13 protein-coding genes are annotated in these 13,000 nt (G+C 42.9%); 10 read left to right on the forward strand and 3 right to left on the reverse strand.

Translation table 11 applies throughout. From position 1 onward, the window contains the following. The first annotated feature begins 76 nt into the window (after positions 1-76). Positions 77-991 carry a ribonuclease Z gene (gene rnz / locus J6836_RS19890; protein WP_219245561.1) on the forward strand — a complete coding sequence of 305 codons (915 nt, stop codon included), beginning with the start codon at positions 77-79 and terminating at the stop codon, positions 989-991. A gap of 38 nt (positions 992-1,029) precedes the next feature. On the opposite strand, the gene deoR is transcribed toward rnz, so the two are convergent. Together deoR and deoC are read right to left on the reverse strand one after the other, a co-directional pair. Further along, a complete protein-coding gene (gene deoR / locus J6836_RS19895) occupies positions 1,030-1,809 on the reverse strand; it encodes a DNA-binding transcriptional repressor DeoR (protein WP_219245562.1) in 780 nt (259 codons plus the stop codon). A 55-nt stretch (positions 1,810-1,864) separates the two neighbouring features. Beyond that, positions 1,865-2,533: a deoxyribose-phosphate aldolase gene (deoC, locus tag J6836_RS19900; RefSeq protein WP_219245563.1), complete on the reverse strand. Its 669-nt coding sequence runs from the start codon at positions 2,531-2,533 to the stop codon at positions 1,865-1,867. Between the two features lie 168 nt (positions 2,534-2,701). Here deoC and rbsK point away from each other — a divergent pair, with 168 nt between their 5' ends. The 3 genes from rbsK to J6836_RS19915 all read left to right on the forward strand — a co-directional run bounded on the left by rbsK (position 2,702) and on the right by J6836_RS19915 (position 6,120). Beyond that, complete coding sequence (gene rbsK, locus J6836_RS19905) at positions 2,702-3,631, forward strand: ribokinase (RefSeq protein ID WP_219245564.1); 930 nt, start codon at positions 2,702-2,704, stop codon at positions 3,629-3,631. Between the two features lie 107 nt (positions 3,632-3,738). Continuing rightward, on the forward strand, positions 3,739-5,046 hold the full coding sequence (gene fucP, locus J6836_RS19910) for an L-fucose:H+ symporter permease (protein ID WP_219245565.1): 1,308 nt from the start codon (positions 3,739-3,741) through the stop codon (positions 5,044-5,046). 57 nt (positions 5,047-5,103) lie between these two features. Further along, positions 5,104-6,120: an aldose 1-epimerase family protein gene (locus J6836_RS19915; protein WP_219245566.1), complete on the forward strand. Its 1,017-nt coding sequence runs from the start codon at positions 5,104-5,106 to the stop codon at positions 6,118-6,120. Between the two features lie 34 nt (positions 6,121-6,154). Here the strand turns inward: J6836_RS19915 and J6836_RS19920 are convergent, their stop codons facing one another. After that, positions 6,155-6,562, reverse strand: coding sequence for a DUF2750 domain-containing protein (locus tag J6836_RS19920; RefSeq protein WP_219245567.1), 408 nt, complete (start codon positions 6,560-6,562; stop codon positions 6,155-6,157). Between the two features lie 141 nt (positions 6,563-6,703). Here J6836_RS19920 and J6836_RS19925 point away from each other — a divergent pair, with 141 nt between their 5' ends. From J6836_RS19925 to ycaC, 6 genes are all read left to right on the forward strand, one after another. Beyond that, positions 6,704-7,723 (forward strand): mechanosensitive ion channel family protein, encoded by a 1,020-nt coding sequence (locus J6836_RS19925; protein WP_219245568.1) that lies wholly within the window; start codon positions 6,704-6,706, stop codon positions 7,721-7,723. Positions 7,724-7,995: 272 nt separating this feature from the next. Beyond that, positions 7,996-10,155 carry an ornithine decarboxylase gene (locus J6836_RS19930; RefSeq protein ID WP_219245569.1) on the forward strand — a complete coding sequence of 720 codons (2,160 nt, stop codon included), beginning with the start codon at positions 7,996-7,998 and terminating at the stop codon, positions 10,153-10,155. Positions 10,156-10,252: 97 nt separating this feature from the next. After that, positions 10,253-11,188 carry a uridine-preferring nucleoside hydrolase UriH gene (uriH, locus tag J6836_RS19935; RefSeq protein ID WP_219245570.1) on the forward strand — a complete coding sequence of 312 codons (936 nt, stop codon included), beginning with the start codon at positions 10,253-10,255 and terminating at the stop codon, positions 11,186-11,188. A gap of 3 nt (positions 11,189-11,191) precedes the next feature. Further along, a complete protein-coding gene (locus tag J6836_RS19940) occupies positions 11,192-11,665 on the forward strand; it encodes a DUF6882 domain-containing protein (protein WP_219245571.1) in 474 nt (157 codons plus the stop codon). 228 nt (positions 11,666-11,893) lie between these two features. Further along, positions 11,894-12,103, forward strand: a complete 210-nt coding sequence (locus J6836_RS19945) for a YdgH/BhsA/McbA-like domain containing protein (protein WP_219245572.1) — start codon at positions 11,894-11,896, stop codon at positions 12,101-12,103. Between the two features lie 136 nt (positions 12,104-12,239). Then, entirely contained in the window at positions 12,240-12,866 is a 627-nt protein-coding gene (gene ycaC, locus J6836_RS19950; RefSeq protein WP_219245573.1) for an isochorismate family cysteine hydrolase YcaC, read from the forward strand. Positions 12,867-13,000: the final 134 nt, after the last annotated feature.

A 13,000-nucleotide genomic window follows, 5' to 3' on the forward strand; every position in this document is an offset into this window, starting at 1 on the left:
AAACAACGTTAATCTAATTGGAAAACTTTGGAATCTTTTCTTCGCAATATAAAACAAAGAGATAGATAGAGGAATTATGGAACTGACTTTTTTAGGCACCAGTGCTGGCGTACCAACTAAGGAACGGAATGTCACCAGTATGATATTAAATCTGGTCGGCATTCGAAAAAGTTATTGGCTGTTTGATTGTGGTGAGGGGACACAGCACCGCATCCTCAATAGCCCATTTAAAGCACCCAAAATTGAGAAGATATTTATTACTCATTTGCACGGCGACCACATTTTTGGGTTGCCAGGGCTATTGTGCAGCCGCTCGATGGGAGGCTCGACAGACCCTCTAACACTTTATGGGCCTAAAGGGCTCAAGCTGTACATTGAAACGGTGCTGTCCGTCAGTGTGTCTTATATGACTTATCCACTTGAAATTATTGAAATTGAAGCGGGTCAATTATTTGATGATGGTGAGTTGACTGTAACGGCTTACCCCCTTGATCACCGCGTCGAATGTTATGGTTACCGTATTGAAGAGCACGCCAAAAGCGGGCCGTTAGAGGCGAACAAATTAGCGAGTGATAACATTCCCCGTGGCCCATGGATGCAAGCGCTCAAAGCGGGAGAAACCATTACCCTTGAAGATGGCCGTATGGTTAATGGCGCAGATTACCTTGGTGAGCCCATTCCCGGTAAAGTTATTGCTATTTTTGGTGATACACAACCAACACCGCTGGCGTTTGAGCTGGCTAGAAATGCGGATGTGATGGTGCATGAAACCACGTTAGAAGCGGCTTTTGCAGAAAAAGCCAACGAACGAGGCCATTCAACGACGGTACAAGCGGCCCAATTAGCCCGTGAAGCTGGGGTAAAACGTTTTATTGCCACCCATTTAAGTGGGCGTTATATGAGCGAAGATATTCCAAAGCTACTTGCAGAATGCCAAGCTGAATTTGCTGCAACCCAAATCGCGGAAGATTATTTGACGGTGAAGATTTGATTTTGCGGGCAATGGTGAGCCCGCCACCTCTTTTTGACTCAGTAAATTACTTTCACAAACCCATTGCGGCAGTATGTTTCATACTCATCAGAAAGCTGCCTGTTTGTGACTATCACATCAAATTGTGATAATTCCCCCATATTGGCTGTCGCTACTTCATCAAACAAGTTATAAGGCGCCAATAAAATTTTACGAATGGATTTTTCCATCGCTTTTTTCTTCATCGGTAAATCATCGATATTATAACAAGTTACGCCATAAGTACCGTGGACACCTGCGGCGGAAATAAAGGCTTTTTTGGGGTTAATTGAGTCAAGCAAGGAAGGTAAAGAAGGGTTGTAAAATGAGTCACTTTTGGGGCGATATTCACCGCCGCATAACAAAGCCGTGGCATTTTTTTTCTGGCTAAGGGCAAGAAAAACGTTATGGGAATAACAAATCCCCGTAAAACTGATTTCTTCAGGGATCAGAGAAATCAAGGTTGCCATTTCAATGCCATTATCGAAGAAAATAACGTCATCCTCTGTCACCATACTGGCTGCGAGGTTAGGAATATAAAGTTCTTCGGTTTGATCTGGCGTGAAAACATCGGCTTGTTGCTCTTGGGCAACTAAGTTAGCAGGTTGGGTAACAGAAACAATGTAGCCACCAAGCAGTGACATCGGGATAGGGCCTTCTGCATCTGCACTGAGGTCTCGGCGAATGGTCATTTCAGAGACTTCGAGTATCCTAGCGGCTTCTTTTAAATGAATGCGTCCTGAACGTTTCAAACATTCACTTAAACGGCGAAGGCGTTCTTTTTGTTTAGTTTCTATCACCCTACAATCCTTTTATGAGATACAAAATTGGCGCGGTTAGACCGCGCCCCATCACTTAGTAGTCACTCGGCTTTGTTGTTGTTCCTGTGACAATCGAAACACTGGCACTTGCGCCAACACGGTTTGCGCCCGCTTCAATCATTTTAATTGCTGTTTCACGGTCACGTACGCCACCAGAGGCTTTTACACCGACTTCGCTACCAACCACTTTGCGCATTAATGCAACATGGTGTTCGGTCGCACCCATTGTACTGAAACCTGTTGAAGTTTTCACAAAACCGACGTTAATTGTGCGGCAAATTTCACAAACTTGTGTAATTTCTTCATCCGTTAACAGGCAATTTTCTAAAATTACTTTTAATGTGGCATTACCGCAGGCGGTAAATACGGCTTCAATGTCTTTACGGACAAAGTCTAAATCGCCGCTTTTTAACATGCCAACGTTAATCACCATATCCACTTCATCTGCACCGCGACGCACCGCTTCAGCCGCTTCAAACGCTTTTGCTTCGGTTAAGCAAGCCCCTAATGGGAAGCCTACCACACAGCAAACTTTGACGTCGCTGTTTTTTAAAAGCTCACTAGCTAAAGGAACATACCCTGTATTTACACATACGGAAGCAAAGTGGTATTCAGCCGCTTCTGCACATAATTTTGTGATATCACTGACAGTCGCGTTAGCAGCAAGTAAAGTGTGATCAATATATTTTGCTAAGTCTTGCATTTTCAACTTTCCTATATAAATGTGGGATAGACAACAAAGAATGAGGAAATGTGGTAGATGTAACACTTGATCATTCGTTATTCGAGATCCTAATCACAAATGATATTTTTGCAACATGATAATGTTACTATCATATCATTATGTGATTTATTTAACACGAGGGGCATCATGGATATAGCAGTTATTGGTTCAAACATGGTTGATTTGATCACTTACATCGATCAAATGCCAAAAGAAGGCGAAACGTTAGAAGCGCCCGCGTTCAAAATTGGTTGTGGCGGTAAAGGTGCGAATCAGGCGGTTGCCGCTGCTAAATTAAATTCGAAAGTGATTATGTTAACCAAAGTTGGGGATGACATTTTCGCGGATAACACCATCCGTAACCTTGAATCTTACGGTATTAACACCCGTTATGTTGAAAAAGTTCCTTGCACATCCAGTGGTGTTGCACCGATTTTTGTCAATCAAAACTCATCTAACAGTATTTTGATAGTCAAAGGGGCCAACAAGTTCTTATCACCGGAAGATATCGACCGTGCAGCGGAAGATCTGAAAAAATGTAAGTTGATCGTCCTGCAATTAGAAGTGCAGTTAGAAACGGTTTATCACGCAATCTCATTTGGTAATAAAAATGGGATCCCTGTGCTGCTTAACCCAGCCCCTGCGCAGCGTTCGCTCGATCTGGATTTTGCTTGCCGCTGTGATTTCTTTGTCCCAAATGAAACGGAATTAGAAATTTTAACCAATATGCCAGTAGACACGATGGATAACGTCCGCCGTGCAGCACAATCTCTGCTGGATAAAGGGTTGAAAAACCTCATTGTGACCTTAGGGGAAAAAGGCGCACTGTGGATGACCCGCGATAGCGAGTTACATATACCGGCAATCAAAGTGAATGCCATCGATACGAGTGGTGCGGGGGATGCCTTTATCGGTTGCTTCTCTCATTACTATGTACACACGGGGAATATTGAAGAAGCACTGAAAAAAGCAGTGATGTTTTCTGCATTTAGTGTGACAGGGAAAGGGACTCAATCTTCTTATCCAAGTGTTGAGCAATTCAATGAATTTGTGCAAATCAACACTTCAAACGCATAGCTAAATAATAAAACTCAACGTAGCTGAATACCCTTTGACGTATTAATCCGCCATTAGAGCTGAATAGGAACTCATAGGGTATAAATTATAAAAATATAAGGGTTACTATGAACATTAAGAACATCACTCAGTTACCTGATGGGTACCTGAGCCGGACTCCTCTATTCCAATTTATCCTACTATCGTGCTTATTCCCTTTGTGGGGATGTGCCGCAGCACTAAATGATATTTTAATTACCCAGTTCAAAAGTGTCTTTGAACTCAGTAACTTCGCGTCAGCTTTAGTACAAAGTGCGTTCTATGGCGGGTACTTTTTAATCGCTATTCCAGCCTCTTTAGTGATCAAAAAAACCAGCTATAAATATGCGATTATGGTGGGGTTAATTCTCTATATCGCAGGTTGCAGTATGTTTTTCCCTGCGTCTCATATGGCGACTTATACCATGTTCTTGGCGGCAATCTTCGCCATTGCGATTGGTTTAAGCTTCCTTGAAACTGCAGCGAACACCTATAGCTCGATGATTGGCCCTAAACAATACGCTACATTACGCTTAAATATCAGCCAAACGTTCTACCCAATCGGTGCTGCGGGTGGGATCTTACTGGGCAAATATTTAGTGTTCTCTGAAGGGGATAGCTTACAAAGTCAGATGGCAAGCATGAATGCAGAGCAAATTCATGAATTTCGCTTAGCAATGTTGGAAAACACCCTCGAACCTTACCGCTATATGATTATGGTATTAGTGGTCGTGATGATCCTCTTCCTCATTACCAAATTCCCTAAATGTAAAGTAGCAGAAACCCAAGATCATAAACGCCCAACTGCATTAGAAACCTTAAGATATTTAGCAAAAAATAGCCGCTTTAGAAAAGGGATCATCGCCCAGTTCTTATATGTAGGTATGCAAGTTGCGGTTTGGTCATTCACTATTCGTTTAGCGCTGGAAATGGGTGATATTAACGAACGTGATGCCTCGAATTTCATGGTGTACAGCTTTGCGTGTTTCTTTATCGGTAAGTTTATCGCCAATATATTAATGACTCGCTTTAATGCCGAAAAAGTCCTGATTATTTACTCGGTGATTGGTGCGCTGTTCTTAATTTATGTTGCCTTTATTCCAAGCTTCACAGCGGTCTATGCTGCGGTGATGGTCAGTATTCTGTTTGGGCCTTGCTGGGCAACAATTTATGCAGGTACATTGGATACAGTAGACAACGAACATACCGAAATGGCAGGTGCGGTGATTGTGATGGCAATTGTCGGTGCTGCTGTCGTACCCGCTATTCAAGGTTACGTGGCTGACGTACTGCACTCTCTGCAACTTTCTTTCTTAGTCTCTATGCTGTGCTTTGTGTATGTCGGTATTTACTTTGTGGGTGAACGCCGCTTTAAAGCGAAACAAGAGGCTAAATAACATCTAGCTTGGGTAGTGAAAACTGCCCAATTTCCTCAACTCACCGTGAGTATGAAAATGAATACACGAATTCCTCTTCACAAAAGCGTATTTACGGAAAACCCGACGCTTATTCTAAAAAATGATCAATTCACAGCCACTGCATTTCGTTACCACACGGGTGTGGAAGGTTTGCGTATTGAAAACCAACAAGGTTATTTAACAATCTTGCCTTTTCTCGGGCAAATGATTTGGGATGCTGAATTTTGTGGACAAAATCTGAAAATGGAAAATATGTTTTCAGCGCCTAAATCAGTTCCTACGGTTATTGAAACTTATGGTTGCTTCGCGTTTCACTCAGGTTTAATCAGCAATGGTTGCCCTTCACCAGAAGATAACCACCCATTGCATGGCGAAATGCCTTGCGCCCCAATGGAGAGCGCTTGGCTAGAACTGACTGAAAATCGTTTAAAAATTTGTGGTGAATATGAGTATGTCATGGGGTTTGGCCATCATTACCGCGCTGCGCCGTCTGTGTCATTAAAGGCGAATAGTTCGCTGTTTGATATTCATATGTCTGTGACTAATTTGGCGTCAGTGCCAATGCCACTTCAATATATGTGCCATATGAATTATGCCTACGTGGATAATGCAACATTGACACAAAACATTCCTGAACAGGCGATTAAACTGCGTGAATCGATACCAGGGCATGTCCATCCAACGGAAAAATGGCTCGAGTTTAACGAAGCATTGAAGTCTGGCACGGTGAAATTAAATCAGCTTAACCAACCACAAATGTGTGACCCAGAAATTGTGTTCTTTATGGATAACCTAAGCCAATACACAGAAAACCCAGAATTTAGAATGACATCACCAGCAGGGGACACCTTTGTCACACAATTTAAGTCCAGCGAACTGAACTCTGCAACACGGTGGATTTTATATAATGGTGACCAAAAAGTAGGCGCATTTGTACTTCCTGCCACTTGCCGACCAGAAGGTTTCTTGGCGGCGAAGAATAACCAAACCTTAATTTGGCTCGACGCAGGGCAAACCCGTGAATTTACGGTGACTACAGGTGTTGAACAGTAGTTTTTCACGACAAAAGGCAGCGAGATGCTGCCTTTTACTCATATTGCTGGCATTCTTCCTCTAAATCGGCAAGTAACTGCGAGGCATCATTTGTGGGTGTTTTTTTCCCATCAGGTTGCATCATTAGAGCGACCTTAATATTCGCTTCATGCATATCAGGTAAAATTTCTGTCATTAAGTGTTCAAGGGTAAATGGCATTGGCGTAAAATTTGCCCATTCGCCTGTTAAGCACAACTCCACATACGCTTTTGCAGGCCATAGGGGAAGAGAGAGGCACTTGTCATCATCCCATGTCGTGACGAGGTTCTGCCCATCGCCGATGCTCCAAACTTGCTGCCAATCGGCGATTTTGCCGACAAAATAGCGGTACTTTTCGGGCGAACTTAACGCCGAAACATTTTGAATTTCTTTCTCATTAGGGGAAAATATTGGGCTATTCATTATTGGATGATCTAAAAAGTAATTGATAATTATTGGGATAATAATATTTATAATTGTTATCTTAATAACACGATAACGTCAAACAACACACAGTAAAACGATTAAAAAATATCTATCAGATGAATTTTAGGGCGGTTAGAAATGATAGAAGTATTACTTGAAAAATATGCCATTGGCATGACCATTATTGCAGTGTGTCTTATGCTGTATGTTGGTTTCGAGATATTCCATAAGCGACGTAAACATAAGCACAAGCATAAAAGCATTATTATTCATATTATTCAAACGGTTGTGTTATGTGGTGTCGTGGTGGTTGCAGCGCAATATGTGGACATGGCTGCAGCAGATTTTGATTTGAATTTTATCTCTACACCATTGGTTAATTTCATCACTATCACATTGATTGCCTTGATTTTAATGCGAAAACTTTTCCAACTGGCTAATCGATTAGAAAAAAAACAAATTAAAAAAGGCAGTGACCCCACTTCTGCCCGTATTGTTGCCCGGGTGTTCAAAACCACCGTATTTGTCATTATGGTACTGTTATTTGGTGAACATTTTGGCCTGAGCCTGTCAGGGTTGATGGCGTTTGGGGGCATTGGCGGTATTGCGATTGGTATGGCGGGTAAAGATATCTTGAGTAATTTTTTCTCAGGGTTGATGCTGTATTTTGACCGGCCATTTAACATTGGGGACTGGGTCAGTTCCCCTGATAGAAATATTGAAGGTACCGTTGTCGAAATTGGCTGGCGGATCACCAAGATTGTCACATTTGACCACCGCCCGCTGTATATCCCTAACTCAGTTTTTTCGTCTATTAGTGTGGAAAATCCGGGGCGTATGACTAACCGTCGGATCAAAACAGAATTAGGTTTACGTTACGAAGATTCCGATAAAATTGGGGCGATCGTCGACGATATTCGCACGATGTTGCAGCAAGATGAAAATATTGATACCAGCCAAACTCTGCTGGTGTATTTTGATGCGTTTGCGGATTCGTCGTTAAATATTATGGTCTACTGCTTTACGAAAACCACAGTTTGGGCTGAGTGGTTAGCCGCACAACAGGAAGTTTATTTAAAGATCATTGAGATTGTTAAGCACCACGGTGCGGATTTCGCCTTCCCATCACAAACATTGTATGTGGAAAAAAACCACTAACGTCCCATACAGGATAAATTGACCGACTGATTTCATAGATTACGGTTATTAGTTGGTCATTTTATCTAAAAATTTAAAATTATTTGATTTTATATTTCGAAGGGGGTGCTGGGGGGCACGAATATTTTTATGCTATTAACCAGTGGGTTATAAAAAATATTCGACTCCACATATTTCCCGTATTTTTACCGCTGCGCAAATCATTCCAATTCCCTGATCTATCAAGTATATTGACCGCCTCTTTTCCTCAGCTAACTAAGAGCCAGACTACTATGAACAAAATCAATGTGGCATGTAGCCAGGGGGTCGCAATCTATTTCACTAACCAATTTCAGTGGGTAGATATTCGCGATGCACAGTTAAACAATATTGCTGCGGTGGTGCTATCTGAACAAGATGCCAACCAAGGGCTGTGGGAAAGGATAGCACAGAGTAAACTGAGTATTCCGCTGTTTATCATCAGTGATAAACAGCTACCAACAGATGAAAACTTACCGTCTTATATCACTGCATTACTGCCACCAGCGCCCTCCGAGCGGGAAGAGAACAGCCGCCAATTGCTTGATGCTGCGAACCAGTATCTTGCGCAGTTATTACCGCCATTTTTTGCACGAATGATGGATTATGCTGCGGGCCATAACGTCACTTTTGCTTGCCCAGGCCATCAGGGTGGGCAATTTTTCCGCCGTCACCCAACGGGTGAGCAATTTTACCAATTTTATGGTGAGAATTTATTCCGCACAGATTTATGCAATGCGGATGTGGCGATGGGGGATTTGCTGATCCACGAAGGCGCAGCAAAAGAAGCCCAAAAGTTTGCGGCAAAAGTATTTAATGCGGACAAAACCTATTTTGTGCTTAACGGCACATCGTCTTCCAATAAAGTGGTGCTCAATGCGTTATTAACACCGGGTGACTTGGTGTTATTTGACCGCAATAACCATAAATCTAACCACCACGGTGCACTGATCCAAGCGGGCGCAACCCCCGTTTATTTAGAAACGGCACGTAACCCCTTTGGTTTTATTGGTGGCATTGATGCGCATTGTTTCGAAGAACACTATTTACGTGAGTTAATTCAAGATGTGATGCCAGAAAAAGCGCAGCAAACACGGCCTTTTCGCTTGGCAGTGATCCAACTTGGGACTTACGACGGTACGGTGTACAACGCAAGGCAAGTGGTCGATAAAATCGGTCACTTATGTGATTATATTTTGTTCGATTCGGCGTGGGTGGGCTACGAACAATTCATCCCAATGATGCGCCAGTGTTCACCATTGTTGCTTGAATTAAATGAAAACGACCCCGGTATTATGGTCACCCAGTCAGTGCACAAGCAACTGGCTGGCTTTTCACAAGCGTCACAGATTCACAAAAAAGATAACCATATCAAAGGGCAAGAACGTTTTGTTTCCCATAAAAAACTGAATAATGCCTTTATGATGCACGCCTCGACCAGCCCATTTTATCCCTTATTTGCCTCGTTAGATGTCAATGCGCGCATTCACCAAGGGGAAGCGGGTGAAATGATGTGGATGGACTGCGTGAAAACAGGTATCGAAGTGCGTAAATCAATTTTCCAGCACTGCCGCTACTTTAGGCCATTTGTACCTGAATTGATTGAGGGTAAAGCGTGGCATGAATACCCGACTGAGCAAATTGCTTCTGAGCAACGTTTCTTTAATTTTATTCCAAAGGAGCGTTGGCACGCCTTTGAGGGGTATGCCCAAGACCTATATTTCGTCGACCCATGCAAGTTGATGCTAACAACGCCGGGTATCGATGTGGAAAGTGGGGAATATGAGTCATTTGGCGTTCCAGCGACTATTTTGGCGCATTTTTTACGTGAGCACGGTGTGATCCCTGAAAAATGCGACTTAAACTCGATTCTGTTTTTATTAACCCCGGCGGAAACGACGGAAAAACTCGCACTGTTAGTCTCCCATTTAGTGCGTTTCGAACAATTATTGGATGAAGATGCATTATTAGAAGATGTACTCCCATCGGTATATCAACGCTACCAAGCGCATTATCAAGGTTATACGTTACGCCGTTTATGCCAAGAAATGCACCAATTGAGCGTTAATGACAATATCAAGCAGTTGCAAAAAGAAATGTTCCGTAAGGCACATTTCCCTGTAGTAAAAATGAACCCACAACAAGCACATTTGGAATTTATACGTGGTAACTGCGAATTATTGCCACTCGATGAACTTGAAGGGCGCATTGCGGTAGAAGGCGCATTGCCATACCCACCGGGCGTTTTGTGTGTTGTGCCGGGGGAAGTGTGGTCAGGCCCTGTGCTGCGTTATTTCAAAGCACTTGAAGCGGGCATCAATGCACTACCGGGCTTTGCACCTGAATTGCAAGGCGTGTATATATCGAAAAACGAAGGTGAGAAAAAACGTGTCTATGCGCATGTTTTAAAATAATTTCCTTCGTATTCAGACTTTAAGCGTAGATTTTGCCTTATAGGGTGGTTACATTGGAGTTAGGGCCATCTCTGACTCCAATTTTATAAGGTAAGGTATGAGCAAAAAAATCATCCTCGATTGTGACCCAGGCCATGATGATGCTATCGCATTATTACTGGCTTACGGTAATCCTGATATCGATTTATTGGCTGTAACGACCGTTGCAGGTAACCAAACCCTTGAAAAAGTCACTCGTAATGCACTGGCAATTGCAGAAATGGCCAAGATCACGGGCATTCCATTTGCTGCGGGCTCTGTTCGTCCATTAGTTCGGGATATTGAAGTTGCGCCAGATATTCACGGTGATTCAGGGCTAGATGGGCCTGTTTTACCCACCCCAACTTTGCAACTTGATGAAAGGCATGCCGTTTCATTGATTATCGATACCATCATGTCACATCCCCCTAAAACAGTGACATTAGTCCCGACAGGGGCACTAACAAATATTGCCCTCGCTGCACGCCTTGAACCGCGTATTGTTCAGCGGGTGAAAGAGGTGGTTTTGATGGGGGGCGGCTACCATGTGGGTAATTGGAGCGCCGTGGCGGAGTTCAACATCAAAATTGACCCTGAAGCGGCACATATCGTCTTTAATGAAAAATGGCCATTGACGATGGTCGGGCTAGATTTGACCCACCAAGCACTGGCAACGCCTGATATTGTGAAAGAAATTGCGGCGATTGGTAGCGATTGTTCGCAGTTTGTCGTCGAACTGCTGGATTTTTTCGGCAAAATGTACAAACAAGCTCAAGGCTTTGATGCCCCACCTGTTCATGACCCTTGCGCGGTCGCTTATGTGATTGACCCTTCTGTGATGACCACGCAAAAAGTGCCTGTGGATGTCGAACTTACGGGTTCGTTAACGCTTGGTATGACGGTTGCTGATTTCCGCCATCCAGCGCCAGCGGATTGCCATACTCAGGTTGCCGTCAAACTTGATCATCAGAAGTTTTGGCAGTTAATTGTGAATGCTTTAAAAAATATTGGATAATCAATGAGTAATGAATTAGAGCAATTGCCCTACGAGGCATTGATTGAACGTAGCATGAACAGCTTACAAGCGAAAAACCAATTTCATTGTGAGACTTGGAAGCTGGATGAGGCTGATTGGTCAGTTGACCAAGACGAAGGTACCATTATCTTTCATGCCCCTGATAACATTATGGCGACAGCACCCGTGCAGATTATTGGCACTTACGACCAAAGCCAAGGGAGTTGGATGTGGAGCTGGGCAAATACGTCAATTGATAGTGCGCTAGCTCAAGACGCGATTGCGGTAAAAGCCTATGGTGAGCGTAAAGACAATGCATTACTGACTGCACGCGTTAGCCAAATTGAAGAGTATGATGCGTGGCAATTAACAGCACTTGCGTGCGAGCTAAACCAGCAGCAAGGTGTTTACCGTGGCATTGCTGGGCATACCTTGATTTTTATGACATTTGGTGATGTTTCCCTCCAACAAAACTAGTTTTTTGGTGCCTTGTTGCTGCTCAATAAGGCACTTTCGCATCCTCAATACTGGCCCTTCTCTTTTCCTTCATCATTAAATTAAAACTAAGTGGTTTTACTTGTTCAATTTATTTGAGAAAGATAAGCGATTTTATTAGCTTTAACTCAAATAACCTTTGGGGCTATGATACATCCATCGAAGGCAACACGGGTTGCCTCCCCAAATAAACACCGAAGGAATTATATTATGAACATGTTTAAAACTCTGATGGCAGCTTCTGTATTATCTATGATGGCATTTGGCGCTTCAGCAGCAACCTTAACTGCAACAAGCGATACGTTGGATTCAGCAGAAGCGATTATTGCCGCTAAAGCAAAAGCAGCAGGTGCAGATAGCTACACAATTACCAGTGCTCGTATGGGTAATGTGGTGACAATGAGTGCAGAAACCAAGTAGTTTGGTGAATAAATAAACTTGTTGAAATATTTTATCTGAGATGGCGGTTAATATTTTTAAATATCAATCGCCATCAATAAAATCATCTTCTTCTATACTATAAGATGGCTTCCCCTTGTTTTAAGGAGTTGTTGTTATGAGCTTCAAATATAACCGTTTAGATAAAGACAATGCTGCAGTATTACTTGTTGACCACCAAACAGGCTTGTTATCACTGGTTCGTGACCAAGATCCTGATAAATTTAAGAATAGCGTTTTAGCATTAGCTTCACTTGCCAAGTATTTTAACTTACCAACGATTCTAACAACCTCTTTCGAAAATGGACCTAATGGCCCATTAATTCCTGAATTAAAAGAAATGTTTCCTGATGCACCTTATATCGCACGTCCAGGGCAGATCAACGCTTGGGATAACGAAGAGTTTGTTAAAGCAGTGAAAGCAACAGGCAAAAAACAGTTAATTATTGCAGGTGTGGTAACAGAGGTCTGTGTGGCCTTCCCTGCGTTGTCTGCTTTAGAAGAAGATTATGAAGTATTCGTCATAACGGATGCGTCGGGAACATTTAACCCAATTACACGTGATGCAGCTTGGGATAGAATGTCAAAAGCGGGGGCTCAACTAATGAGCTGGTTTGGTGCTGCGTGTGAACTACATCGCGACTGGCGTAATGACGTGGAAGGTTTAGGAACGCTGTTTTCAAACCATATCCCTGACTACCGTAACTTAATGACTAGCTACGCATTACTTTCAGAGAAGAAATAGTCTTTACTTTAATCTGATAACGAATATACCAACCCTCAGTACCAAACGGTACTGAGGGTTTTTTGCTCATCAAAAACACGAGTTAGCCATCACACAACGTGAGCGCTATGGTATACTCGCTCATCGTTTTTCCT

The organism is Providencia sp. R33 (genome assembly GCF_019343475.1).
Lineage (GTDB): Bacteria > Pseudomonadota > Gammaproteobacteria > Enterobacterales > Enterobacteriaceae > Providencia.

Coding starts and splice junctions, on each gene's coding strand:
- rnz (WP_219245561.1), top strand. CDS start 77: ATGGAACTGACTTTTTTAGGCACCAGTGCTGGCGTACCAACTAAGGAA.
- deoC (WP_219245563.1), bottom strand. CDS start 2,533: ATGCAAGACTTAGCAAAATATATTGATCACACTTTACTTGCTGCTAAC.
- rbsK (WP_219245564.1), top strand. CDS start 2,702: ATGGATATAGCAGTTATTGGTTCAAACATGGTTGATTTGATCACTTAC.
- fucP (WP_219245565.1), top strand. CDS start 3,739: ATGAACATTAAGAACATCACTCAGTTACCTGATGGGTACCTGAGCCGG.
- J6836_RS19915 (WP_219245566.1), top strand. CDS start 5,104: ATGAATACACGAATTCCTCTTCACAAAAGCGTATTTACGGAAAACCCG.
- J6836_RS19920 (WP_219245567.1), bottom strand. CDS start 6,562: ATGAATAGCCCAATATTTTCCCCTAATGAGAAAGAAATTCAAAATGTT.
- J6836_RS19925 (WP_219245568.1), top strand. CDS start 6,704: ATGATAGAAGTATTACTTGAAAAATATGCCATTGGCATGACCATTATT.
- J6836_RS19930 (WP_219245569.1), top strand. CDS start 7,996: ATGAACAAAATCAATGTGGCATGTAGCCAGGGGGTCGCAATCTATTTC.
- uriH (WP_219245570.1), top strand. CDS start 10,253: ATGAGCAAAAAAATCATCCTCGATTGTGACCCAGGCCATGATGATGCT.
- J6836_RS19940 (WP_219245571.1), top strand. CDS start 11,192: ATGAGTAATGAATTAGAGCAATTGCCCTACGAGGCATTGATTGAACGT.
- J6836_RS19945 (WP_219245572.1), top strand. CDS start 11,894: ATGAACATGTTTAAAACTCTGATGGCAGCTTCTGTATTATCTATGATG.
- ycaC (WP_219245573.1), top strand. CDS start 12,240: ATGAGCTTCAAATATAACCGTTTAGATAAAGACAATGCTGCAGTATTA.